Source organism: Butyrivibrio fibrisolvens (assembly GCF_037113525.1).
Taxonomy (GTDB): Bacteria; Bacillota; Clostridia; order Lachnospirales; family Lachnospiraceae; genus Butyrivibrio; species Butyrivibrio fibrisolvens.
The window spans coordinates 1341180-1366960 of record NZ_CP146963.1 but is presented as its reverse complement, the minus strand read 5'-3'; the positions used below and the strand labels follow the sequence as shown (position 1 = coordinate 1366960).

Sequence of the window (25781 nt, the reverse complement as noted above, 5' to 3'; positions counted from 1 at the left end):
CCTAAAGATGCGTGAAGCTTCAACTCTTAATTAGATCTTACTTAATAATTCCTGAGCCGCTGCACTTCCATGCTTTGCCGCATAAGAAGCCCACTTTTTAGCTTTCGCAAGGTTCTTTTCACCAAAGCTTCCGTCGAAGTAGCCCTGAGCAAGTCCGGCAGCTGCGTCTATATTTCCTCTTGCAGCACCGTCAATGAGCTTAAGCTGTTTGAGCTTTAAGAGCTTCTTATCAAGTTCTGCTTTAAGGTACTGATAACGTTCGAACTTCTCTGCTTTTGCAAAGTGCTCATCTCTACTCTGCTCAGGATTACCTTCATATGAAAGAACTTCATCACCGAACTGCTCGCTGGTAAGATCGAAAACGCAATCATCTACTACGTTGTAGCAATGGAAGTTGCCGTCCGGCCTCGGAACACCGTAAACCTTGCCGCCAAAGATATCCTGTGCAAGGAATGCAGTAATTGAGCACTGGCCGTAGGTCATATTTTCCTTAGTCCAGTTGTCTCTCATTCTGGGAGCGCAAGTTTCTTTGCACCATACTTCTGTGAGGAGCACATAAAGCTCCTTAGGATCAGCTATTAACTCATATTCTTTATTAACCGGAGCGACATCTGCCTTGTCCCATCCGTAGAATTTAAACTCTCTCTTCATAAAAACTCCTTATAAAACTTCACCCGCCACCTTACGATGGTAGGGTAATCTCTTTGCCTTTATATATTAGCATATATCATCTATCAATTGATTCTTCTTATTTTTTCATCTGGTGCTCGAATATCTTCCTATACAGTTCACAAGACTCAAGCAGTTCATCATGTGTTCCGTAAGCAACCATCCTGCCGTCGTCTAGCACCAGTATGTTGTTACAGCTCATTACTGAACTTACGCGCTGGGCTATCATGATAGTCGTGGCATCGCCATAGTCTTCTCTGATAGCTTTGCGAAGGGCTGCGTCTGTTTTATAGTCAAGTGCGCTGGATGAATCGTCAAGGATCAGAATCTTGGGATCGCCTGCAAGTGCTCTTGAGATCATGATTCTTTGCTTCTGACCGCCGGAAAGATTAGCACCGTGAATTGCGGCCTTGAATTCATAGCCGCCTTCAAGCCTGTCGATGAATTCGGATGCACCGGAATCATCGGCACTTTTTCTTATAGCCTTATAAGATAAGCCTCTTTCAAAATCGATATTTCCATATATACTATCTGCAAAGATAATATCGTTTTGGAATACAACGCCAAATTTATTTCTCAAACCATCTTTTTCATAAGACCTGACATCTCTGCCATCAACGTAGATGCAACCTTCCGTAGCATCATAGAATCTCATGAGTAGATTGATAATGGTGGTCTTGCCGCTTCCGGTCTGACCTATGATACCCAGGGACTGACCTCTTTTTATGTCAAAAGAGATGTCTTCAAGGATACGACCTTCTTCTTTTTCCAACTCGTTCCTATCAATAGGCTGATCTGATACCTTATCCATGGAACGAATACCCTTAGCTTCCGCGGATCTTGCACTTTCATCCTCACTACCAGCGGGTGTGAAGTAATTAAAGCTCACATGGTCAAATCTAATACATACATCCTCGGGCACATCGCCTCTGGCAAGGTCCAAAACCAGCTGGTCAGGCGCATCCGAAAGGACAAGCGCTATACGATCCGCAGAAGCGGTAGCCTTACTTATCATAACGAATATCCTGTTAAGTCCCATGACCGCCTGAAGTATTACATTAAAATATGTCAAAAAAGCGAGGATAACACCCGGCTCTATCGCACCATTATCAACTCTTACTGCGCCCAGAAGGACAACAATAGAAAGTCCCACATTAAGACAAATCTCCATAAAGGGCCCTGGAATCGCCATAATTCTGTTGGCATGAATATCTTCCCTTGCAAGCGCATCATTAGTCACTTTGTATCTGTCCATTTCATGATCTTCTCTGGAAAGAGCCTTAACGACCCTGATACCGGAGATGTTCTCGCGCATGATACGGACAACATCATCAACTCTGCTCTGAACTCTGTCAAAAAGAGGAATACCTCTATTAGAGATAAAAAGAACTACTCCCATAAGGATAGGAAGCATAATTATCAGAACAAGCGCAAGCTGCGCGTCCATCGTAAGAGTCAGGATGATGCCGCCTATCAGCATAATAGGCGCCCTTACTGCCATAGTCTGAACTCTCGCCATGAAGTTCTGCACATTGTAGGAATCAGACGTCATTCTGGAAGTCAGAGATGCAAGCCCGAAACTGTCAAACCTAGTACCGGACAGATTAGATGTCTTTGTAAAAAGATCGTAGCGGAGCTTTTTGATACCATCTGCTGCAACTCTTACTGCCAGTCTGTTGGCTGTGACATTTAAAAACCTTGTGACAAAGGCCATAAACGTCATGAAAAGGCCCCAGTACACAACTAGCTTAACGCTTCCAAGTGGCACGATATCGTCGATGATATGCTCCAGGATATAGGGAAGCGAGAGCTCGCACATGGTTCCGATGAGCTTAATGGACATGTTGCTCGTTATTCTTTTCCAGTATAATTTCATGTAGTCCCAAATAAGCTTCATGCCCGCTCCCCGCTACTTAATGTCAGAAATACTACTATAATACAGCCTCAACAGCCCCTCTAATAGAAGATTCTCATCTATCGTCACCTTATGCCTAAGGAGTGGCGCGATCATTCCTGCGAATCCGCCCGTCATCACCACTGTCTTAAGCTCGCCCTTCTCAGACTCAATCCTGTCAATAAGCCCGTCCAGCATGGCTGCTGCCCCGTGCATAAGCCCAGAACACATACTGTCTTTTGTATTAGTTCCAAGAAGAGCCTTAGGGCTTTCTATTTCGAAGGAAAAGAGCTGTGCAGCTCTAGAATAAGAATCCGCCGTAGTCCTTATCCCCGGAATTATGATAGTGCCCTGATATTCATGATCACCGCTGACATAACACAGCGTTGTAAAAGTCCCAAGATCAATGACGCAAAGCGGCGCCTCGTACTTAAATATAGCTCCACTCGCGCCAACTAGAAGGTCTGTCCCGACTTTCTTAGGGTTATCCATTTGGATCTTAAGACCATAATCCGTCTGGGAATCTACAGCTAAAGGCGCATTACCTGTCAGCATCTCTACTGCAGATGATACCTTAACCGTAACAGTCGGCACAACGCTACATATGACAGCGCCGTCTATACTATTAGTAGACTTTCCTTTAGACAAAAGAATTCCTTGGATCTTCTCAGCATAAGCTTCCGAATCCAAGTCTCTGTCGGTTATAAGTCTTGCTGTGAAGATTAGCTTATCCTCTTCATAAGCCCCAATAGTAATATTTGAATTACCTATATCAAAAACTAAAACCATACCAACCTCATCTGTTTGAGATCTGGCTACAGATCGTCAGAATCTCTCCTGCTGCCTCAAACTTACTCATAAGAGGAAGGTGATTCGCACCCTCTTTGGTTATGACTGTTATGACATTGGTATCTACGCCAAAGCCGGCGCCTTCAACCTTAACATTGTTGGCACAGATAAGATCAAGGTTCTTCCTTTCAAGCTTATCCTTGGCATGAGCCTCAAGATCTTCTGTCTCCATAGCAAACCCGCAGAGAACCTGGCCTTCTTTTTTGTGCTGACCTATCCATGAAAGAGTATCTTCTGTTCTTTCAAGGGTCAGTGTCATAGTATTGTCAGACTTGTCTTCCTTGCGGATCTTATTATCCGCGATAGTCTGCGGTCTGTAGTCTGCAACGGCCGCTGTTGCTATTACGATGTCTGCATCTGCAGCTCTTTTGCTAGTCTCTTCAAAAAGCTCTTTTGCACTAGTAATAGGTACAAGCTCTATGTGAGACGGAGCCTCGATATTTACAGGGCCTGAAACAAGGCTTACGTCTGCGCCCCTAAGCATGGCAGCTTTGGCGAAGGCGTAGCCCATTTTGCCTGTTGAATAGTTAGTTATAAAACGGACAGGATCAAGAGCTTCTCTTGTAGGTCCGGCTGTGATCAGGACTTTTTTGCCAGTAAGATCCTTGTCAAAAGCTACATGATACAGGATCTCTTCAAGTATGAGTTCTTCCTTGGGAAAACGACCTTTGCCGCTGTCACCGCAGGCAAGATAGCCTGATTCAGGTGTCATAATAGCAAATCCGTGCTTTTTAAGGTGCTCTATGTTCTCCTGAGTTATACTATTTTCATACATACGTGTGTTCATTGCAGGTACGATGAGTTTCTTACAGGTTGCTGCAAGCACAGTTGTTGTCAGCATGTCGTCTGCAATGCCGTGAGCACACTTCGCGATAATATCTGCGCTGGCCGGAGCGATGGCGATGATATCAGCCTTCTTGGCCAAAGAGACGTGCTCTACGGAGAATTCGAAGTTGCGGTCAAATGTGTCAGTGAGGCACTTATTGCCGATGAGCGTTTCGAATGTGATGGGGTTTATGAAGTTGATGGCGTTCTTTGTCATAATAACGTGAACGTCAGCACCTTCCTTTTTGAGCATACTTGCAAGGTTTGCGGCCTTGTAAGCGGCGATACTTCCGGTAACGCCAAGTACAATCGTTTTATTCTTGAGCATCTTGCTCCTCCTATGCGGTATTGTCCATATATTTTTCCTGTCCGATGTATAACCAAGTGCTTTCCGTCAGGATATGGTACAATCCAGATTTTTGTTAAACACGTATGTATTCTATACTATTATGACGGTTATGAAAAGAATTTATATCAATCCCACCTCGCGCATACCGGGAGTGTCAATGATACTTACGCCGTTTTCAAGCTCGATCAGCTGTCTGTGAGTTGTGGTGTGCCTTCCGGTGGAATCGTATGACCTTATTTCTGATGTCTTCATGGTCTCTTCGCCGGTAAGCGCATTGATAAGAGTAGATTTGCCCGCACCTGATGAGCCCAGAAGGCATATGGTTTTCCCTTTGGCAAAATACTCTTTGAGCTCATCCATACCTATGTCGTAAAGAGCAGAGATTGCGTGAACTCTTATTTTGTCAGAGATAGATTCCACTTCGCTGATATAGGGCCAGACGTTACTGCAGAGATCGGATTTCGTAAGAATCACGACAGGAGTAGAGCCGCCCTGAATGACGGCACTTACGTATCTGGCGATTCGGTTATAGCTGTAATCCTCATTAAGTGATGTTACGATAAAGGTGTAATCGGCGTTCGCCACCATATACTGCATTACTCCCGTCTTGGCCTGATCGGGTCTTTGAAGGAAGCTGGTCCTTTCACGCACTGACAGAATGACAGATTCACCTATTGGGTTATGCTGGAATGTTACGTAGTCTCCCACAACAGGAAGGTTCTCTGCAGCTTGTTCGTAAAAGCTTCCCTTAAGCTTAGCCGGAAGGTCTGTGCCACAGAATCTTATCTTGTAGCTGTTCTTTTGTACTTCAGAAATTCTTCCGATCTTGTTTTCATTACCATAATCTTTATTAGTTTCATGTTTGATAAGATTGTTATTCAATTTTGTATTCTCCATTCATATTTTTTTGATATACATGGAGACCTCTGAATGTGAATATTGCCTGATTAAGGCGCAAGAATCTTCTTTCTGAAAAAAGAAAAACCGTGACTAATAAGCCACGGTCAGAAATCAAATATATATTCGTCCTATACGAATTATAAGACACAAACCGAGGTCTTCATACGATATACAGTTACATTCTCAATTGTCATTACACTCATTATTATGATTACCTCGCTTTCTTTTAGATTTTTGGTACATTCTGAGATTATCAGAATTGCGTTATAATGTCAATAACGATCAATTCCTCACACGCCAAAACGATACTCTTTCTCATCCTTATCTGTATACGCTCTTACATAATCCTTAAGCTCATCACTAAAGTCACTTAAATCATCCTGTGTAATAGCACCTTCGTTTATAAGCTCAAGAATATTAAAGAGCATCTCGGATCTACTCATCCTTGCCTGTACGCCCTTACACTTTTTATCTTCCTTAAGGCGCTCATCCAACGCCCAAAACTTATCAGACGGATTACCTTCACCACTTAGTAACTCAATATATTCCTTGTTAAGTTTGTCCATATAAGATTCCTGCCAATCAGCAATCTTCTTTCTGAACAATTTCCAGTCACTTTCTTTAAATACCTGATTATACATTACTAATTCCTACCTTAATAGTCCAGACTATCCTCATTTAACAAAAAATCAAACAAACTCATAACTATAATTCCTTGCTCTATCAATTACCATATTATATGCCTCATTTTAGATTTTGGGTACATGTACCCTTTTTCTAAAGTGACGTCCACAAAATTCAGGCAAGCATATCACGCTTCCAGATACCGCACTCCTTTTCCATGCTAAACCGCATACTCAATCTCCGAGTGAGTACTATCTCCAATATACCCTCCGACATTGATCACATATATAGAATCCGCATTCTTTAAAAAAATCCAAAGCACCTTTTACCACTATCAAAAAACTATTCTTACAATAGTAATCATGCTTTTAGTATATAATCGTTTTGTTGTAAGTTAAATGCAGTTGAACTTAGAAAAAAACTAGAGTAATTTTAATAGCACCATATTCAATAAATTATAAATCAGATTATTGAAAAAATGTAGAAAAACGTCGTATAATCTTATGTTGTTGGGTTTTGAAAGGAGATAAAAGTTGAAAAAAGGTATTTTCAAAAAAGTTTTAGTACTAATGTTAATGGGTTCGTTCCTTTTAACAGGTTGTGGGAGTAAAAGTTCAAAGGTAGATGGCTATTGGCTGTGCAGAACCGCAGCAAATGGTCACGGGGTTATTTATCTTCATATTGATGGATCAAAGGCAGAATATGTAACTAATCTGGATAATATTGGTTCATATAATTATTTTAAGCAATATGAGGGTACAGCAGAGAAGACTGAAGATGGAGTTGATATTTATTTTTCAGAGTATAGTAAATTCGTGCCATTACATGCTAAAGTGTCTGAAGATGGAAATACTTTATATCTTTCATCTGACAATGATAGTTGGAATACTGAAATCCATTATAGAACTGATAAAGAGACCTTTGAAGAGGATATTGCAGATGGAGCAGCATATCCAAGAGATGATGATACAAATGTACCAGCAAGTGAAGCTAAATAATTTATACTAATACAAATCCCCTGACAACAAAAGTGATTACAAAATTTAATAAATTACTATTATGAAGTGGCAATGATTACTATAAAAATAATAATCATTGCCACTTTTTATAAAGAGAATCGCCTCTACTTCATGCCTCTTTTCATACAAAACACATCCACCATCATGATCATCAAGAAGTACCCCTTCCTTCTGCAAGGCTTTTATGGCGAAGATAATAAATATCCCAGCATTCAGCTTATGAACGACTATTATACGGGAGAAAAAAGAGACATTTGTGCAGAGGATAAGGAATATCCAGAGGTTACTGACGTTATAGATGTTGCTCTTTGCGACTTAGATTACGACGGCCTTTCCGACCTGATCGTTACCGCTGTCTGCGACGGCGACACAGTACCGCTCATATTCAAAGGATATGAAAATGTTCATGAGTCCTATGGCAAAACCTACAGAGATTTCGAATATCTCAGCTATAAAACAGACGTCACAGAATGGATCTGCGATAACGTCGATAGCATGACTACTGATGACATAATTGATTTTGTTACGGAAAACAAGGAAGATTTTGAAGACTTCTACAACTAATCAAATAGATTCGTTTTTTATGGTGACAGGTTCGACTCCCGTCACCTTTTTAATTGCCTTGATGTCTTATTAATGCTATAATTTTCTAAAATGTTGATGAGTGATACATTTTAGAGCTCTAAAATGTTGATATAATTTGCATTTTAGTATTCTAAAATGTTGATATGATTCCCTTTTACTTTCTATTATGTTGATAGGAGTATTATGATGTTAAAAAGAAAAGCAACCAAACAGCTTCAAGACTGGAAGAAAACAAAAAACAAAAAATGCCTCGTAGTTCAAGGCGCACGTCAGACTGGTAAGACATTCATAATAAGGCGTTTTGCTGAGGAAAACTATGATGAATATATAGAGATAAACTTTAAGATGACTCCCTCAGCAACTGAGATCTTTTCTGGCGACCTTGATGTTGATGGAATGGTCATGGCGCTTCGATTCAGATTTCCTGACAAGAAAATTTCTCCGGACAAAACTCTTATTTTCCTTGATGAAATACAGGAATGCCCCGAAGCAATTACTTCCCTTAAATTCTGGGCAGACGACAATAGATATGATGTGATTGTTTCAGGATCTCTATTAGGAATCGACTATAAACGTTCATCCTCATATCCAGTAGGTTATGTGGATTACTTAAAAATGCATGGTCTTGATTTTGAAGAGTTTTTGTGGGGGCTTGGATTATCTGAAGATATGATAGGCTCAGTCCGTGATTACCTTCTCCATAAAAAAGCAATCCCCGATGCCATACATAATCAGATGATGAGCTATTACAGGCAATACATCGCAATAGGTGGAATGCCTGAAGCAGTACAGGTATATGTGGACTCCAAAAATTTCATCGAGGTTGACCGAATACAACGAGATCTTCTTCAAGGTTATCAATATGACATTGCGCACTACGCCACTGCTGAAGAAAAAGTAAAAGCTGAAAAGTGTTACCTTTCCCTTTCCAAGCAGCTTCTTGATAAAGAAAACCATAAGTTCCAATATAAAGAGATTGAACATGGTGCCAGAGCACAAAAGTATTATTCAAGCATCGAATGGCTCCTGAGTGCAGATATCATTCAACTGAGCAAGGCAGTATCAGACATAAGATACGATCTTGATGACTATGCCAAAAGCGAACTATTCCGGGCGTATACAACAGACCTTTCACTACTGATCGCAATGAAAGATTATTCCCTCAAGCAACACCTTGTCGAAAATACGCTTTCAGGCACTACCAAAGGCGGTTTCTACGAATGTGCTATCGCTGACGCATTATATAAAAACGGCTATACTCTTTACTATTACAAAAACGACACCACTAAAAAAGAATTAGATTTTCTAATACAAAAAGAGGGCGCTGTCATTCCCATTGAAGTAAAATCCGGAAACACAAAAGCCACATCGCTCACCAGCGTGATAAAAAACAAACCGGATATTTCATACGGATATAAATTTGTCGATGGAAATCTCGGAATTAGTGAAGATGGAATAATTACCCTTCCTTTGTATATGTCAGCATTCATCTAAAGATAGATTTTCAGAAAATCATATAGATTCGTTTTTTGAGGTGACGGGTTCGATTCCCGTCACCTTTTAATTCTTCATCTGCATGATTGCCTCCAATCATTCAAAAAGCGAATTTGCTCGTCCGTATGAAACCAATGCTCTCGATGATACCATCCGCATCGAACTCCGATCCGATTTCCGCCATGATACCGAAGTGCATGTTCGGGGACATATAGTGCGCCCTTTCCGTATATAAGTATTTCCTACCTGGCATAAATCTCTCTTTCTCCTTATAATCGGTTTTACTGAAAAGATTAATGATCTGATCTTAACGCATCCCTGACCGCGGCTTTGATTACTTCGCTTGACATGGTTGCACCGGAAACCGCATCAACTTCGATATCATTCTTCTCTATCATATCATTTTCTCCAAGATACATAACGATAGGCTCTATGTATTTGATATCAGAGATGTCATAGGATGAAGCCATCTTCTCAGCCATTACCTTCTCTTTCTCAGTGGCATCCTTCTTGTTTTTTAAGGCTGACACAAACATCTTCATAGCAATACGAGATGGCGTCTTCATCTTTTCATAGTTAAACCCGCCCTGGCAGTAGAATACCTTTATGTATTTCCTCTGCTCTTCTGTAATTACATTCTGAAGAAAGACATCTACATCCGGGTTATCGTTAGGGCTGCCACCTACACAAAACACAGCTAGGCGCTTATTCTTCCAGTTAGTAGCCTTTTCAAGGAACCACTTTGCCTTAACAATACTTCCTGCCATTGCCCAACCTCCATAGCAGATTGCATCGTAGTTCTCAAAGAACTCCATGTTCTTTTTCTGAGCATCTTTGAGATCAAGCAGATCTCCGCTCATTTTCTCCGCAAGCCACTCGGCATATCTTTTGGTAAATCCAGTCTGTGATGTGTATATTATCAGTGTTTTCATAGTTCGCTTAAATTCCTTTCCATTTTCATGATAGTTCGTATGGTGGTTTGCAAGCTCTTTTCATCGATTCCGTCAAAAATACGGCCGATTACGTACTGGCTCTGTTGACCGTTATTGTCATTCTGTTCCAAAAAAGTCCTGCATTTTTCCGTAACAAAAATGCGCTGCTTTCGCTTGTCTTTATCATCAGGAGCAGCCATCACAAAGCCCTTTTTCTCAAGCTTCAGCAGTATCTGCTTTACATTTTGATGTGAACTGCCCATTATATCTGACAGTTCATTCAGTGTCGGAGGTTCCTTGCAAAGGTTGATACAAATTATGGCAAAGAACTGTTTCCAGGTAATTTCCTTGAAATATGCATCAGCTGCAGCCTGATATCTGTTATCAAACGCGCTGAGTAATCCCAGCAAAAAAGGCTGTGGAGGCATATCTCCAAAATTTACTTTTTCGATATTCATCACTTCATCGTAGTTCATATGAGCTCCTTTTAATAATATGTAATATGTTACCTATATAAACAATGTAATATGTTACATACTTTTTGTCAACACTATTTCAAAGAAAAAGCTCCGGCACTTTCACCGAAGCTTAAACGTATATTATTCTGAAAATTCACATAACGATTTCTTCTATAAGTACTCTTACCATACTGAATTTACCGCGTCTGAGAGAATCGCCTCTACTTCATGCCTCTTTTCATACAAAACACACCCGCCATCATGATCATCAAGAAGTACCCCTTCCTTCTGCAAGGCTTTGAATAGTCTTGAGTTCATAGCCTCCCTTAACGATGTGTCTTTTACATTTATATCCGAGTACGGCGAGAACGGACAAGGCTCAGCTCCTCCATGAGAATTGATATGGAAAAAGCCTCTTCCGGCTGCGATACATCCACCTGAGCTCTTTTCATCTCCCGGAAAAGATACAAATACCATCTCAGGATGTTCCTGCCTTAATCTCATAATTTCTTTTTTCAGATATTCTCTATCTTCCTCACCCGGAGCAAGATGCTTTGAGTCATCTGTCACAGGAACAAACTCAACGAAAATAACAGCTTTGCATCCCTTGTCGGACAGATTGCCAATAAAACTCTCCGAAGAAACGTCCTTAATATTCTCCGTAGTCACAGTCACTGAAGCACCAAAAATAAGTCCGCGCTTTTTAAGCTCATCCATGTTGGATATGAGCTTGTCATAAACACCCTCACCACGTCTATTGTCTGTAGCTTCTTTCTCACCCTCGATACTCATTATTGGAACAAGATTCCTATTCTGATCAAACATGTCAAAATACTTCTCTGTCATAAATGTTCCATTTGTAAAAATAGGAAAAAGAATATTCTGTTTCCTGCCTGCAGCTTCTATCACACCCTTGCGAAGAAGTGGCTCTCCACCTGCCAGAAGTATAAAGCTTACTCCAAGGTCATCGGCCTCATCAAAGATCTTAAGCCATTCATCGTCAGTGAGCTGCTTAACAGGCGCAGCGTCGTTTGTAGCATTGTTGCATCTGGAATAGCAGCCAGCACAGTGAAGATTACAACTGCTAGTTATGCTTGCGATGAGGAACGGCGGAATGTGCTCGCCATCTGCTTCCATTCTGGCTCTTTTCTTTGATGCAGCTTTAGTCGCCAGTGCAAACTTTGCCATATATACACTTTCCTTGGGATTCTTGAGAGTAGCTTTTATCGCATCTGAAACCACTCTTTCTACTCCATGTGTCATATATTCCTGAATATCAAATTCCTTGCTCATTACAACTACCTCTTAATTTATAGTTCATTATATTTTATACTATTCCATTTTGCAAAATACATTATAATAATACCACCAATTTTGTGAACTTCAAGAGTCCATTTGCTTATTAATTCTCATTGTGCTATATTTTTCAGCGATTTGTATCATTTTTTAATGGTGAAAAAAATGGGAGGTACCAGGTTCAATAACTATTCAATAATAATTTCATGTCTATACATAATAATCATTTTGTGATATGATTCCTTTCGTGTTCACATCTAAAGCACAATATTCACAGTCAATGACTGTCATGGCGAGTTCTCGCCAACAATTCCACGCACTACGTAAGTAGAACTGGGAACTATTTTTAATTGCAAGAAAGGAATCTATATGCAAAGTAACTATTCAAGTCTTAAACCCTTTTTTCCTGTTATTAGAACCAGGGAAGAGATTTTAGTGGAGATAGGAAAATCTCCGGAGCTCAGTCTTACTTTCGATTCGTGGGCTTCTGAGCATCAGGATCTTTTTCTGGATATCTGTACCGGATCAAAAGGTGTCAAAATGCTGTATGACAGCTATTTCAAAGAAATCTTAAATCCTGAAACCAAGCCGGAAAGGTTGTCTTGGCTTCTTTCTGTCATTATGGGGCAAAAAGTCACTGTAAAACATCAGCTTGCAAATGACAATAACAGATTAGGTGATGAAGCCTCCTTGGTAATCACTGATATTGTTGTAGAACTCGAAGATGGAACTATAGCCAATATCGAAGTTCAAAAAATAGGCTACAGGTTTGCAGGGGAACGAGCTTCCTGCTATATGGCTGATCTTTTGATGCGACAATATAAACGGATTAAGACAAAGTGCAAGGAATATAATAAAAAATTCAATTATAAGGATGTACCTCCTGTCTATACTATCGTCTTTATGGAATCTAGCCCACTCGAATTCAAGAATTATCCAAATATCTTAATGCACACCTTTAAACACAAATCCGATTCAGGATTAACGCTTAATATGCTGGAGAACTGTATCTTCATTCCTATTGATATTTTCATGGACAAACTTCATAATGAAGGTATAGACAATGAATTTGATGCATGGCTTACATTTCTGGGATGTGATGATATTAATTACATTGGAAAGCTTATTGAGAAATATCCTTCTTTCACGCCCATGTATCAAGATCTTTATGATATGTGTCTCAATGTTGAAGAGGTAATGAAAATGTTTTCGAAAGAACTTCAAGAACTTGATCAGAACACTGTTATTTATATGATTGACGAGTTGCAGGATCAACTTGATAATGCTAATGCTACTATATCTGAGAAAGATGCTCAGTTATCACAGAAGGATGCCACTATTTCTCAGAAAGACTCAACTATCGCAGATCTTCAAGCCAAGATTAAAGAGTTGGAAGCACAAATCAGTCACTAACTGCTTAAAATTGCCTTGATGAAATATATTTTCAGGAAATCAAATAGATTCGATTTTTATGGTGACGGGTTCGATTCCCGTCACCTTTTAATATGTTATCTTCACTATTCTCGCCCCAAAGGGAAAAAGTGCTAATCTAGCAATCTTGAAAAACTGCATTCCGAAAGGAATTCCAATAATCGTAACGCAAAGAACGCATCCAATAACAAAATTCCCAATAGCAAGTTCTAATCCAGATGCAAAGAACCAGATAATGTTTAATAGGCAAGATACTGCTCCGCCCTCATCTATCACTTCTTTTCCAAATGGATTTAGTGATAATGATGACATTTTAAAGCATTGCAGACCGACAGGAATTCCAACTATTGTGATGCACCAAAGAATACCTGCCAGCCACCATCCTATAGCACTAAATAAGCCACCGCATATTATCCAAATTAAGTTTCCGATGAAATTCATATTCAAATAATCCTTTCAATCATATCAACCATATTATTATCTTATACTACTTCCTTTTTTCTGAATTTAGAAATATGCTTTACAAATACTCATTTAAAAACCGTTTTTCAATATAGTCTACTGCAGCCTGACCGTCAGTAAATTCCTGATATCTGGGATTACCACCTGAATATGTAAGATGATATATTCGGTATACTTCATCATCAAGAACAAACAGAACGTCATCGTTGGAATAACTTCTGGCTATCGCCTTTACACTTTTAAAGGGGGCAATAGTTGTCTCTCTCTTTAGTTCTGTTTCGAAATATTCAGGCTTAAGGTCTGTGCCCCAGTTAAACTCTTCGCCATATTTTTCTTCTAACTTATTTATCTCGCTTATGACATTATACATATCTTAGAATCTTTCCTGCTACTAAAATAAAACTTATGTTAATTGTACCAGGTTCAATCAACTAGACTATATTTTTGATAACATGATATAGTTCATCCGCCAGTATCTCATGTCCTTCTGGTTCAAGATGAAGCGAATCTATATCTGAAGGATATATGTATTTGGCTGCATCAAAGAATATACACCCCTTTTCATCAGCGACTTTCTTATAAAATTCCGGGAATCTTTTTGACTCTTCAATAGCGTCCTCAACAAATCCTCCATAGAAAGGAGAGGTTCTGATATCTTTTCCTATTTCCGGAGGTGATACCATAATTATCTTGGGAATAAATTCCTGCTTTTCTTCATATGGAACCGCCAACAGTTCTCCGTCAATAACCCAAAATACTCCTCTTCTCCGATTAGTCATAGTTTTTCCTTATCATAGTTTTCCTATAATTCACGATATTTGTTTTTTATACGAAACACATATGCTCTGAACATCTGAATATGTAAGGGTTGTATTCTTTATCAATTCATCAGCAATTTTATCCAATAAAACTCGATTTGCTGCCAACAGCTTTTTGACTTCCAGATAGTTTTTCTCCAATACCATTGCCATAGCACGGTTTCTATTTTCAGCCACAAAACTTGAGTCATTATCTTCAATCCAGTTATTAAATCCATACATGCATCTGTTGTCAACCATTATTTTAGCTTTATCAAATGCATGATGTAGGTCACTGTTCACCCCCATATCGGACTCTCCAAAAACAAGTTCTGTAGCCGCTTTCCCTGCCAATGATGTCATAATAATGTTTTCGCTATAATCACTACAAAAATCCTCTTTTTCTTCACGTCTTAAATACTTGATAAATCCATATTTACCACCATCTGTTTTTCTTATAGAGATTATACTTACACTCCCTGGGTCCAATACTTCAGCGGCAACTGCATGACCAGCTTCGTGATAGGCGACTCTACGTTTGAACTCTTCTGAAAGATCCTCCTCACTTTCGGGAGCGTCAAATATCACATCCAAACATGCATCTATTATGTTTTGCATATTCACTTTATCCTGACGATTGAAAGCAGCCTTCATAGCAGCGCTGTTTATTACATTCTCCAATGCTGCGCACGATTCACCATTCAACATTCTTGCAATTGACATTTCATCTAAATCATTGCAATTTTCAATCCTATCAAGATAATGTTTTACAATCCTTGCTGCCTCATTGGCTTTAGGCAAGCGCACATATATTCTTTTACCCAACCTCCCTGCTCTTTTCAAAGAATCAGGAATCTTTCGTATGTTGTTGACAGTTGCGATAACAAAAATATCCATCCCTTTTATTTCGTCCATGCAGGATTGAACAGCAGCGAATTCCTCTGCATCACAATTCTCATCCTTATCAGAAAACTTATCGAGATCATCTAAAAGCACAATTGATGGCATGTTTTCTTTAGCATTCTTGAACACATCATTTATTGTCTTCACAAACTCACCGTCTGTAGCCTTCTTTCTACATAAGTAAACTGATCTGTTAGTGGATTTTATAAGGCAGTTAGCCATGGTAGTCTTACCAGTGCCTGGTCTACCATTTAGAATTACCCCCTCATTGATACTTGCTCCAAGTTTTTTATACATTTCTGCGTTATTCAGCATATCGCTAATAATTCGTAATTCCTTTTTGATATCTTCATATCCAACTATTTCTTCAAAAAAATCCTTCATTTCCCTGCATTATCCTTTCATTTCTTAACCAGCGGTGAAACAGATCCTTGTTCACTAGTGTACCTTTACAATCACATAATAAAAAAAGCAATGTGCCTTTTTTAGCACATTGCTTAATTATCAGAGATTAACATAATCCGCAATTCTTATGTAGCGATCAGCCTTGCCTTGTCCTTTGCCATTATCCTTGTATCGGAATAATACATACCCTATGTCTGAAGCGTTTGCTACATAGATATCCTGAGTTCTTTCCTTTCCGTACTTTTCTACTGCTGCACTAAGTTCAGCTTTTGCTATTGTACTGTCAGGATCTCTGTTAGCAAAAAGAAAGGCTAAATCCACTTTGTTTTCATCTATTATTATATTGGCATCTTTATCATCAAGATTAGTTGGCATCATATAAGCCGGGATGAGTCCAAGATGGTATTTTTGCCAGAAAACCCCTTCCATATCTCTGCACATATCAAAATAAGCTTTAGTCTCTATGAATGCCCTATAATCACTGATATGCTTCTGTATGCCAGCTTTTCCCTTCATGGCTCCATCATAATACTTCATTTCAAAAAATGTTATTCCCATATCAATACGTTTTCTACGATCTGAGGAAGTAGAAGGCCAGTTAAGACCGATTGCATCAAATCTTAGATTCAATCCGCCTTGTTCTTTATATGCATACTCAATATCTAATATAAAGTAATCCCCTGTAGTTTTTGACTTCCCAGGAAGGATATTATTTTCCAGTACCAGTTGTAGTAAGCATTGTGCCTCCAACTCAGGATTAATAGATCTATAGTAGTCCATTTGATGCTTATACAGAGCTACATTCTTTACGCATTCCTCGGGTGAAGGGTCAGTAACAAGTTCCTCATATTTCTTTTCTGGAAGCCAATATGCAGGATTATGATATATTTCATAACCTTTGCCTGTATTGGTAATGGTAAATAAAGCTCCGCCACGATAGTAAATTACAACCTTATTACCACGAAGTTCCATAATGAGCGTTGTGTCATTATGAACCATATTTAGTATCCCTGCTAAGCTTCCATCTAGAAACTCCATAAAAAAATCATAATTCAATCTTCGTTTCATCTTACCATCCACCTTAATGTTAAAAATACTGTTTTAAGTTTTGCAGCCTTCATTTCACGCCTATATTCCTGTATCCCTAATAATGAAAATGCTTCATAAAAAGAATAATAGCGTTCGCAATCCTCGCAATAATAGCCATCCTCTTCCTGATAAAAGAAAGGGCAGCCGCAATCCTCACATATCAATCCATATGACATAAAACTCTCCTATTGATATATACCCTTCTTGGCATCAGTCCATTCTGTTGTAGACCTCTCAAATTAACATAATACAGATCTGCTTGTTTGACACGGAACTGCTCTGTATACTGTCATAAGAACAGTATATAAAAAGGAATGTCCCAGAGCACCCTCCGTGGAAAGTCGCGTACTCTGGGACGTGGTTTTTCAACCATGATTATTATATCAGAGTACTACCTTACCCGCCATAAAGAAAATATTTTTAGTTGAGAGCAATGGTATCACACCACCGTGTCCTCACTGTGGTGGTGAGCTTAAATACCGAGATTCCAAGAAACGGATACACCGCAAGGAAGGTGGTATTATAGAGTGGTTTATCATCCGAAGGCTTCAATGCTTGGGATGTGGGGGCTTTCATACAGAGTTGCCGGATTGCCTGGTCCCCTATAAACATTATGACTCAGAGATAATAACCGGAGTCATAGATGGAATTGTTACATCAGATGATGAGGATTCCGAAGACTACCCTTGTGAGGAAACTATGAAAAGATGGATCCTGTGGTACAAAGAAAACAAAGAACGTGCCGAAGGATATCTTCGCAATACCATATACAGGCTGCTTGATAACAGAGATGACTTCCTGATATCAGGCGTATCATTGCTCAGTACTTTCAAAAAAATTGAAGTCAAACCTCACTGGCTGGGATATATCATCCGCACCATCTACAATAGCGGTAATTATCTTGTCCCTGTCTGGTAATTCTTTGCACTCACTTTGTTTTGAGTGTCAAGATCAGTTCTCGTATAGTTGCCTCATAGGAGGTAACTGACGATGGAAAATAACGAAAATATCAAATGGCAGGAACGTGAGGCTCTTGAACGTTTCAGGCTTATATCACCACTTCTGGATCCTGAAATGGATAATGCTAAAAAGATCCAGATGCGAAACAAGATCGCAGTTCAGAACGATATTTCACCAAGAACACTGTACAGATATGAAAGTTCATTTCGCGATAATGAGTTTGAAGGTCTTAAGCCTGTTCCAAGATCAGGAGTACATTCACACAAGCTGCCAGAGAACTTTGACAACCTTGTAAAAGAAGCCATACAGCTTAGGCTTGAGGTACCAGGAAGATCTGTGGATCAAATCATAACGATCCTTGAGATTGAAGGTAAAGTTCCTATTGGTGTTCTTAAAAGGTCTACTCTTCAACGCCACATGTACAAACAGGGCTTTGGAACCAAACATCTTAAGGTATATTCAGATGCCAGAGAAAGCTCATCCAAAAGATTCTGCAAGCCTCACAGAATGATGCTTGTCCAAGGTGACATTAAGTATGGACCGATGTTACAGATAGGTGGAAAGAAAGTTCAGACATATCTTTCTTCTGCTATCGATGACCATTCCAGGATGATACTTTCTTCGCAGTTCTATGACAACCAGGAAGAGACCATTGTTGAAGATACATTCAGAAAGGTCATACTCCGTTATGGAAAGTTTGATGCATGCTACTTTGATAATGGAACTCAGTACATAGCAAAACAGCTCAAGCTATCACTTACAAGACTTGGCATAAGAATCAACCATGCCAAGGTGCGAAGCGGTAAAAGTAAAGGCAAGATTGAGAAATTCCATCAGGTAGTCGATGCCTTTTTGCGAGAAGCCAAACTCAAAAAAATCACTTCTCTTGAAGAACTTAATCGCCTTTGGACCATCTTCCTTGAAGAGTATTACAACAAGAAGCCTCATTCTGGTATCAGAGAGTACTATGAAAGCGTCGGAGTAAATGTGCCGAATGAAGGTATAACTCCAGTTCAAGAATTTAATCGTGACAAAAGACCGCTTACATTCATCGATACATCAACTGTATCAGAGGCTTTCATGTACCACGTCACACGGCAGGTAGATAAAGGAGCCTGCATAAGCTTTAAAGGACGAAAGTACGAAACTAAACCTTCACTTATCAGCCACATGGTGGAAGTAGCCTATGACCCGTTCTTTCCTGAGACTATCACAGTATCTTATCCGGGGATTGAACCGTTTACCGCAAAGCCATTAAAGATTGGAGAATACTGCGACAAGAACGAAACCCTTCCGGTCGGCATACAGCTTGCAACATCTGAAACGTCAAGGTTCCTGGATGCTCTTGAAAAGAAACATGCGCAGTCAAAGAAGAGGCTTACAGATGCCATCTCCTTCGCTTCCTACAGAAAGGAAGGTGGCAACAATGTATGAACAATTCTTTGATATGAAACACACACCGTTTACCAGAAATGTTCCACCCGAAAAGCTTTATGAATCAATCGCCATAGATGAGACGCTCGGAAGACTTTCATACGCAGCTGATAGGCAGCTCTTTGCTGTAGTTACAGCTGATGCCGGATGTGGTAAATCAACTCTGATAAGGAAGTTTGTGTCAACCCTTCCCAAGGACGAGTACCTTTTCCTTTATCTATCTGATTCCAAGCTTACCCCGAGATGGTTTTATAAGGGAATGCTTGATCAGCTTGGGATTGAATCAAAGTTCTACAGAGGTGATGCCAAGAGACAACTCCAAAAAGAAGTCGAGATAATTCGCGGTGTCCATGGCAAAAAAGTTGTATGCATTCTCGATGAAGCGCATCTTCTTGAAAAAGAAACTATCGAAGAGTTCCGATTTCTTCTGAATTATCGTTTTGATTCAATGAGCCCCATGGCACTTGTACTTGTTGGCCAAAGTGAACTTTGGGATAAGCTCAAACTTCAAAGATATGCTGCTGTAAGGCACAGGATAGATATAAGCTGCGTTATACCGCATCTTGACAGAGCTGAGACTCAGCATTATATAGAATCTCATCTTAATTACGCTGAAGGACGTAAGGATATATTTACCGATAAAGCTATTGATGAGATCTATAAAGTTTCAACAGGTATACCAAGACGAATAAACCATATCTGTGATGGATGTCTTATGTATGCAAGTCAGCAGAATAAGCGTCTCATCGATGAACATCAGGTTCAGTTTGTCATAGACCACGAGATGCTTGGAGGTGAGGTATCATAATCACTTACGAATTTCCCGTAACAGAATTCGACGGAGATGACCCTGAAGATGCATACACAACCATGCACACAGCAAAGATTGATGTAGAAGAGCTGTTGCACGAACCATACGAAGTCACAGTATATGCCTTTAAGGATACGTTTAAACTGATTTTCGGGCAGTGCCATGATGGATTCTTCCTCTGTATACCAAATAAAAAGATGAGCTGCATACTTGAATCTCTGGATGATATTGAGGAGATTAGCTATGAGCTTCTTCATCCATACGAACCGCTTTGTTTTGAAGATGTAATAGCAATCTCATTTGCGCTTAATGAACTTTGTAAAATTATCAAGGTACGAAGGACATAAAATCTATAACTAAAATGATGGTGATGGATGGCTGATGCCATCCAATAGCCATCAGGAACTATTGACAACAACCTGAGCAGTCTCTTGTCATTGAGTGAGAGCAGTTCAGGGTCAAGCTAAAAGATCATTAACACCATTCCATTATTTTGCAGTTGTACTTTTTCTCACGTATATATTGCTGAATGATTTCCTCATGCTCATGATAATAATCTGTAGCTGTATTGGTGAGTATAATCATCATCTCAAATCTTTTAAGACTGTCCGGATCTGGAACAATCTTAGGCGGATTGTGCAGTTTCAAGTCTTTATATGCTGAAATAATGTCATGTGCTTCCTGCTTCCTATTGTCTAAAAATGGACTTTCTTTTATATAATGATCCATGCCATCCAGATGCTTTGTTAAGCCGCTTGTTTCATCTTCACATGCTTTCCAAGTGGATTTAACTTCGATAAATACAATAGCTTGGGGAATGCCTCCTGAATATCTGACTGCAAGCATATCTGGTTCATTTTCAAACTTGCATTTTCTCTGTTTGAATTCCAGATCATAAACATATAAGCCATCTTGAGAATCTGTGAGTGTTTCAAATAATTCTTGTTGAATTCTCTTTTCTTGGTATTTGGCCACACCGAAAAACTCTTTTATTACATCCACCATCATGTTGTAGGTCAAATCAACAAAACGTTTATCGAAAGACTCTTTTATCACATATGGGTATGACTGTGCATGCTTACTATTAGTAATAAAGCCCAAAGGTTCTCGCCGCAAATGTTCTAAAAGCTTTTCCTTACGTGAACCCTTAGCATGATTGGCGCTGACTTCAACTTTATATCCACGCGTATGTTTAGAGATTTTCCATACTATATGATTGTTATAATAAATTGTAATAGCTTCTGGAGTATCGTTTCCTCTAAAACGTAGTTGGAGCCCACTATTGTCTTCTTTTATTTTAGCTAGAAAAGGACTTAAAGCTCCCTTTTCCCAAAATGCTTCCAAGAAATTTTTGCTTACAGCTCGATTATCATTCATTGTTCCTCCAAATGCATTTCACTTAAACTACGCAATAATTGTTTGTCTATTTATAGAATAGAAAAAGCAATGCGCTTTTTTAGGCACATTGCTTTTGTATAATCAATATTTATCCTTTATATATTTCATACATACCATCTGTTGTACTATCTTTTATATAAAAAGGAACTATATTATTATATTTGTCATTCAATTGTTCATTTCTAAACTTCTCATCTTTTCTTAGTTTACTTATAAGCTTGAACAGCTCCTTTCTTTCTCCATTTTCAGATACTTCTTGCATTTCATCAAACTGTGTTCTTCCTTCAAAAACTAATGGTGCTATAGCCAAACTATATCCCACCTTGCCAAAATCATTAAGAAGTGTATCTTTATTTACTTGCTTTGCATATGTATAAGCTTCTAAAATACACTTCAAAATTGTTTCAGTATTTGATTTTTTCTTCAATTCTAATATGTAAACAATCTTTTCGTTTTCATCAACAGCTAAAAGATCAATTTTTCCTACCCCTTTATCAATTTTATTATTCCTTTTTAATGGAATTTGATAATCAAGTATCTCAAAGGGAAAGGTACCTTTGTTTTCTTTACTTTGTCGAAACAATTTCTTAGCTAAAATTTCTTCATCATCTTTATTTTTTTCTTTTATTTCAAATTCTACAGTGTGCCCTTTTGTTACATATTTTTCTCTATCCAGTTGATCTATTGAAAAAAAATTGAAATTGTCAAATAGATACTTTGAAATCACTTCTGTATAAAGATTTTTTGTATCCTTTGTCCTTCCGACATAATTAACAATAGGACTCTTGTAAAAAAAAGCTGGATTTGATAAATTCTCGGAGCACCACTGTAATATTATTTCTTCTTTATAACTCATATTTTTCTCCTTTCATTATCCTACAACTCTATTGTAGTCCCATCCTTAGCGCACACTAATTCTGTTCCTATTGGTATCATGATTCTCTTTTCCTGATCATCATTCGACAAAGTATGATGAATCATAAGTTTCTCCGGCCCAACAATATCTATCACATGTTCCAGATCCTCTTTTGTTATATGCCCTGAAACATGAACAGTCTCTACATTTTTTGCAATTTCAAGGATCTCTTTAACTCCATCCAATGACCTATAGCCGCTCCACATGGAATAAATCATAATAGTATCACCTGGGTACTGTTCAAAATATTTCTTAACAATCTTACGGAATACACCCCCTGATCTGACTACCATGCCAAATCCGCCATTTTCCATCTTCTTATCTAGAGAATTACTATAGTACAGCACCTTGTGTGACTTTAACTCTTTTTCTCGTTCTTTATCAGCAATTTCCTGTATTCTCTTCTGATAATCATCAGCAACAACATATTGTCCATCCGGAACCTGTCTTGAAAATGATGCTATTCTATCTATATTTGAGGATGATGTAAATAAAAATACATACTTATACTGTTCTTTTAACTCCTTAAACTTCTTTTCAATGTCCTTTTCATTTTTATAAATGCCTTTATAGTCCTTAGTGAGATTTGTGCCTTCGGTAATCATAAGGTCAATATGGCCCATTTCCCTGAAGGTCTTTTCCATATGCTCAGTGCGGAAGCCGTGCATTCTGTAATCTCCGGTAAGAAGAATTCGTTTACCATGCCCCTCAACAAGGAACATTAAGGAATCAATAGCAGAATGATCAGATTCAATCGGGGTAATCTTAAGATCTTTTATAATAACTGGAACACCATATTCCAAATCCTTGGCTCCATCAGCCCAGACCACAGCACCATGACGTTGCATATGCTCTTGCTGCGCCTGAAGAATCTTTCTGGCGGTCTTTTGCATATATACAGGGATTCCGGCTTTAATACGTGGTACTTCTCCTACATGATCACCGTGATAATGTGTCAAGAAGACCGCATCACAATCCATATCGCCCTTAGTTACTCCTTCGATACTCAAAGGCTTTTGGTCGCCTTCATCTTCAAGTGGTGAACCAAAATCAAAAAGAATTCTAGCCTCGTCAGTTGCAATTTCTGTGCAAACGCCACCAATCTGCCTCATTCCTCTATGGGGTATTACTCTTATCTTCTTTTCATCATTCATACGATTTACCTGCAATATTGATAGAATCTTTATTTATACTTCTTAAAAATCGCTTCTGAAGCCTTCTTTATCCGCATTCTCATGCTTTCCGGCTCTAATACCTCTGCATGCTGTCCATACTGCATTACCCAATAGAAGAAAGCATCGGGATTACACTTAAGATCAACAATTATGTCGTTACCTTCTCCAAGCTTTACTCGAAAGTCTTTTCCAAAGTTATCGATAAGTGTATCCATCAATTTCTCATGGACACGTAGTTTTATATGTTCACTTTCACCTGCGAACATATAAACATGCTCGGAAATGTATTCGGCTATATTTAGTCCATTCTCAAGTCCCTTAATAGATTTCATAGGCTTACGTGGATCTGTAAGAACTTCAACATCTGTTATTCTATCTAGCCTGTAGTGTGAAATATCATCATAAGCGTCATAATTGCCAATAAGGAAATATTTTCCTTTGTTGTTTATCATCTGATATGGGCTAACCACATATCTGATATCTCTCTTTGGATGGAGCTTAAAATCAACACCATATTGTAAATATGAAAAACTAATCTTTTTTCCTTTTGATATAGCCGTATCTATAGCAGCAATTGATTCCATAACCTTTTGGTTTTCTGCATTTTTGCCACTGGAAGCACTGTGAATATGAGAAACATGGGCTTTAAAATACTTATTTGAGTATTTCTCAAGTTTTTTTACCAGTTGATGAGCTTCTTTATCTGTGATTGCATTCGATGAAAAAATGCTGTCTATCAAAAGACGCAATTCAGCATCTGTAAAATCCCTAGTTTTGAGATAATAGCCTTTGTTATAATCAATGTCGTACCCCATTTCCTGGAGAGACACTATATTATTTTTTATTGCACGTCTCTCGCAGCTTATACCATAATTGGTATCCAAAAGGTCTATGATATCCTGCTGCTGTAATCTATGTTCATCGTCTGAATAATCCTTAAGAATGTTCAAAATGAGCATGTTTAGCATTTTCTTTGTACCTGTTCCGTACATAAATCAGTCCTCCATCATTACATTCTATTTCGTGGTTTGATTAACGGTTTATGGCATACTTTTATATTATCACACCGCTTTTATCATGTGCGTTTTTTAGCACATTACAATTTTTTCGACTATACTCTTCATTTCTTCGCGCCATTCTTCAACTTTTCTTCCTCCAGTAAACCACTTCACATCATGCTTAGGATGCATTATCTTTAACCACTCTGCTTTAGCCGCATTATACATATCAACTGAGCCCCTTTTTTGAATTTCTATAAAAACCTCTCTTACCCATACAATTGCAGCTTCTTTGATAAGAAAAGGAACTCTTAATATCATTTCATCCTTCTCATCCTTTATGATCTCTACTTCCATCAGATTTTTCCTTAAGATTTTTTATCCTGAATATAGATAGCATTCTCATCTACATTTATAATCATGTGAGATTCGAGATCTTCTTCACACTTACTGTCATTGCATCTAACAGTAAGTATATAAACAACATCCTTGCTCATTTATCTATTATCACTTTCCTATAAAATCTTGCTTTTATAGAAGCGTAGCAAATGATATGTGCTTTTTTTAGCACACAAAAAAGCAGTACACAATCTTATAAATCATGTGTACTGCTCAACTTTTCTAATTATCAAATTCTTTAGCTAACCGGTTCTATATAATACCAGCTAACAGGCAACCAAAAGTACTTATGTTCATATACGATTCGAACATATCTGTCACTATCATCAGCCAATATTCTGTCGCGTTCTTCATCAGAGAGCGCATCAAAATCATACATACACATATCAGTCATGCCTGTGAAGTACTCAACATCAATATTCATAAGAGCCAGGTCCGAATTGTTTTCCTCTAAATATTTCTGCACATATTCCGGGCCGCCGTCACAGATTATGACCTTTTCTGCACTCATGTGAACCCAGTAAATGTCTGACGCTTCAGCCTTGGTCTGGCCGTAAACCGTGATGCCATCTGGCATGTTCAGGCTTTCAATCCTTGATATCGCCATTTTACACATAAGGTAATATCCGACATTGCTGGTCAGCACGATTACCAGCACAATAATACCAATCGTAGCAAGTAGTATTTTCATTACTTTATGTTGTTTTTT

At 38.7% G+C, this 25781-nt stretch carries 30 protein-coding genes; 8 read left to right on the top strand and 22 right to left on the bottom strand.

Translation table 11 applies throughout. The features are described 5' to 3' along the window. Positions 1 to 30 precede the first annotated feature (30 nt). The 6 genes from WAA20_RS05465 to WAA20_RS05440 all read right to left on the bottom strand — a co-directional run bounded on the left by WAA20_RS05465 (position 31) and on the right by WAA20_RS05440 (position 6127). Entirely contained in the window at positions 31 to 651 is a 621-nt protein-coding gene (locus WAA20_RS05465) for a sel1 repeat family protein (protein ID WP_073384973.1), read from the bottom strand. Positions 652 to 748: 97 nt separating this feature from the next. Next, positions 749 to 2566, bottom strand: a complete 1818-nt coding sequence (locus WAA20_RS05460) for an ABC transporter ATP-binding protein (protein WP_073384974.1) — start codon at positions 2564 to 2566, stop codon at positions 749 to 751. Positions 2567 to 2578: 12 nt separating this feature from the next. Continuing rightward, on the bottom strand, positions 2579 to 3352 hold the full coding sequence (locus WAA20_RS05455) for a type III pantothenate kinase (RefSeq protein WP_073384976.1): 774 nt from the start codon (positions 3350 to 3352) through the stop codon (positions 2579 to 2581). Between the two features lie 7 nt (positions 3353 to 3359). Then, entirely contained in the window at positions 3360 to 4565 is a 1206-nt protein-coding gene (coaBC, locus tag WAA20_RS05450) for a bifunctional phosphopantothenoylcysteine decarboxylase/phosphopantothenate--cysteine ligase CoaBC (RefSeq protein ID WP_073384979.1), read from the bottom strand. 141 nt (positions 4566 to 4706) lie between these two features. After that, entirely contained in the window at positions 4707 to 5468 is a 762-nt protein-coding gene (gene rsgA, locus WAA20_RS05445; protein ID WP_073384981.1) for a GTPase RsgA, read from the bottom strand. Positions 5469 to 5776: 308 nt separating this feature from the next. Next, positions 5777 to 6127 (bottom strand): multidrug transporter, encoded by a 351-nt coding sequence (locus WAA20_RS05440; protein ID WP_073384983.1) that lies wholly within the window; start codon positions 6125 to 6127, stop codon positions 5777 to 5779. Positions 6128 to 6643: 516 nt separating this feature from the next. Between WAA20_RS05440 and WAA20_RS05435 the strand changes: the two genes are divergently transcribed. The 3 genes from WAA20_RS05435 (at position 6644) to WAA20_RS05425 (ending at position 9208) form a co-directional block, all read left to right on the top strand. After that, positions 6644 to 7108 (top strand): hypothetical protein, encoded by a 465-nt coding sequence (locus tag WAA20_RS05435; protein WP_139263590.1) that lies wholly within the window; start codon positions 6644 to 6646, stop codon positions 7106 to 7108. 72 nt (positions 7109 to 7180) lie between these two features. Then, a complete protein-coding gene (locus tag WAA20_RS05430) occupies positions 7181 to 7693 on the top strand; it encodes a hypothetical protein (RefSeq protein ID WP_139263592.1) in 513 nt (170 codons plus the stop codon). A 207-nt stretch (positions 7694 to 7900) separates the two neighbouring features. Then, entirely contained in the window at positions 7901 to 9208 is a 1308-nt protein-coding gene (locus WAA20_RS05425) for an AAA family ATPase (protein WP_073384989.1), read from the top strand. 293 nt (positions 9209 to 9501) lie between these two features. Here WAA20_RS05425 and WAA20_RS05420 read toward each other — a convergent pair whose 3' ends face one another. From WAA20_RS05420 to WAA20_RS05410, 3 genes are all read right to left on the bottom strand, one after another. Continuing rightward, the gene (locus tag WAA20_RS05420) at positions 9502 to 10140 is read right to left on the bottom strand and encodes a flavodoxin domain-containing protein (RefSeq protein ID WP_073384991.1); all 639 of its coding nucleotides are present in this window, start codon (positions 10138 to 10140) and stop codon (positions 9502 to 9504) included. Continuing rightward, the gene (locus tag WAA20_RS05415) at positions 10137 to 10616 is read right to left on the bottom strand and encodes a MarR family transcriptional regulator (RefSeq protein ID WP_073384993.1); all 480 of its coding nucleotides are present in this window, start codon (positions 10614 to 10616) and stop codon (positions 10137 to 10139) included. Before WAA20_RS05415 ends, WAA20_RS05420 begins: the two co-directional genes overlap by 4 nt. 165 nt (positions 10617 to 10781) lie before the next feature. Next, a complete protein-coding gene (locus WAA20_RS05410; protein ID WP_073384994.1) occupies positions 10782 to 11891 on the bottom strand; it encodes a radical SAM protein in 1110 nt (369 codons plus the stop codon). Between the two features lie 372 nt (positions 11892 to 12263). Between WAA20_RS05410 and WAA20_RS05405 the strand changes: the two genes are divergently transcribed. After that, positions 12264 to 13307, top strand: a complete 1044-nt coding sequence (locus WAA20_RS05405) for a PD-(D/E)XK nuclease family transposase (protein ID WP_073384996.1) — start codon at positions 12264 to 12266, stop codon at positions 13305 to 13307. A gap of 87 nt (positions 13308 to 13394) precedes the next feature. Here WAA20_RS05405 and WAA20_RS05400 read toward each other — a convergent pair whose 3' ends face one another. The 6 genes from WAA20_RS05400 to WAA20_RS05375 all read right to left on the bottom strand — a co-directional run bounded on the left by WAA20_RS05400 (position 13395) and on the right by WAA20_RS05375 (position 17157). Then, positions 13395 to 13766, bottom strand: coding sequence for a YccF domain-containing protein (locus WAA20_RS05400; RefSeq protein WP_073384998.1), 372 nt, complete (start codon positions 13764 to 13766; stop codon positions 13395 to 13397). Positions 13767 to 13845: 79 nt separating this feature from the next. Beyond that, positions 13846 to 14157, bottom strand: coding sequence for a hypothetical protein (locus WAA20_RS05395; RefSeq protein WP_073384999.1), 312 nt, complete (start codon positions 14155 to 14157; stop codon positions 13846 to 13848). Positions 14158 to 14218: 61 nt separating this feature from the next. Further along, complete coding sequence (locus tag WAA20_RS05390) at positions 14219 to 14566, bottom strand: hypothetical protein (RefSeq protein WP_207649262.1); 348 nt, start codon at positions 14564 to 14566, stop codon at positions 14219 to 14221. 30 nt (positions 14567 to 14596) lie between these two features. Further along, a complete protein-coding gene (locus WAA20_RS05385; protein ID WP_073385001.1) occupies positions 14597 to 15871 on the bottom strand; it encodes an AAA family ATPase in 1275 nt (424 codons plus the stop codon). A 120-nt stretch (positions 15872 to 15991) separates the two neighbouring features. Then, entirely contained in the window at positions 15992 to 16972 is a 981-nt protein-coding gene (locus WAA20_RS05380; protein ID WP_338802373.1) for a hypothetical protein, read from the bottom strand. After that, the gene (locus WAA20_RS05375; protein ID WP_073385004.1) at positions 16957 to 17157 is read right to left on the bottom strand and encodes a hypothetical protein; all 201 of its coding nucleotides are present in this window, start codon (positions 17155 to 17157) and stop codon (positions 16957 to 16959) included. Before WAA20_RS05375 ends, WAA20_RS05380 begins: the two co-directional genes overlap by 16 nt. A 229-nt stretch (positions 17158 to 17386) precedes the next feature. Here WAA20_RS05375 and WAA20_RS05370 point away from each other — a divergent pair, with 229 nt between their 5' ends. The 4 genes from WAA20_RS05370 (at position 17387) to WAA20_RS05355 (ending at position 20533) form a co-directional block, all read left to right on the top strand. Continuing rightward, on the top strand, positions 17387 to 17899 hold the full coding sequence (locus WAA20_RS05370; RefSeq protein WP_338802739.1) for a DUF6431 domain-containing protein: 513 nt from the start codon (positions 17387 to 17389) through the stop codon (positions 17897 to 17899). Positions 17900 to 17971: 72 nt separating this feature from the next. Then, positions 17972 to 19375: a DDE-type integrase/transposase/recombinase gene (locus tag WAA20_RS05365; protein ID WP_338800976.1), complete on the top strand. Its 1404-nt coding sequence runs from the start codon at positions 17972 to 17974 to the stop codon at positions 19373 to 19375. After that, positions 19368 to 20183 (top strand): AAA family ATPase, encoded by an 816-nt coding sequence (locus WAA20_RS05360; RefSeq protein WP_338800974.1) that lies wholly within the window; start codon positions 19368 to 19370, stop codon positions 20181 to 20183. Before WAA20_RS05365 ends, WAA20_RS05360 begins: the two co-directional genes overlap by 8 nt. Before the next feature lie 62 nt (positions 20184 to 20245). Continuing rightward, entirely contained in the window at positions 20246 to 20533 is a 288-nt protein-coding gene (locus WAA20_RS05355) for a hypothetical protein (protein ID WP_338800972.1), read from the top strand. 127 nt (positions 20534 to 20660) lie between these two features. Here the strand turns inward: WAA20_RS05355 and WAA20_RS05350 are convergent, their stop codons facing one another. From WAA20_RS05350 to WAA20_RS05320, 7 genes are all read right to left on the bottom strand, one after another. After that, on the bottom strand, positions 20661 to 21563 hold the full coding sequence (locus tag WAA20_RS05350; protein WP_073389924.1) for a hypothetical protein: 903 nt from the start codon (positions 21561 to 21563) through the stop codon (positions 20661 to 20663). A gap of 109 nt (positions 21564 to 21672) precedes the next feature. After that, the gene (locus tag WAA20_RS05345; RefSeq protein WP_073389925.1) at positions 21673 to 22440 is read right to left on the bottom strand and encodes a hypothetical protein; all 768 of its coding nucleotides are present in this window, start codon (positions 22438 to 22440) and stop codon (positions 21673 to 21675) included. 20 nt (positions 22441 to 22460) lie between these two features. Then, positions 22461 to 23654, bottom strand: coding sequence for an MBL fold metallo-hydrolase (locus WAA20_RS05340; RefSeq protein WP_073389927.1), 1194 nt, complete (start codon positions 23652 to 23654; stop codon positions 22461 to 22463). A 29-nt stretch (positions 23655 to 23683) separates the two neighbouring features. Continuing rightward, positions 23684 to 24667, bottom strand: coding sequence for a WYL domain-containing protein (locus tag WAA20_RS05335; RefSeq protein ID WP_073389928.1), 984 nt, complete (start codon positions 24665 to 24667; stop codon positions 23684 to 23686). A 96-nt stretch (positions 24668 to 24763) separates the two neighbouring features. Continuing rightward, a complete protein-coding gene (locus WAA20_RS05330; protein WP_073389930.1) occupies positions 24764 to 25030 on the bottom strand; it encodes a hypothetical protein in 267 nt (88 codons plus the stop codon). 11 nt (positions 25031 to 25041) lie between these two features. Then, entirely contained in the window at positions 25042 to 25170 is a 129-nt protein-coding gene (locus WAA20_RS05325) for a hypothetical protein (RefSeq protein WP_278308469.1), read from the bottom strand. A 140-nt stretch (positions 25171 to 25310) separates the two neighbouring features. Beyond that, complete coding sequence (locus WAA20_RS05320; protein ID WP_338802366.1) at positions 25311 to 25763, bottom strand: hypothetical protein; 453 nt, start codon at positions 25761 to 25763, stop codon at positions 25311 to 25313. Positions 25764 to 25781 lie beyond the last annotated feature (18 nt).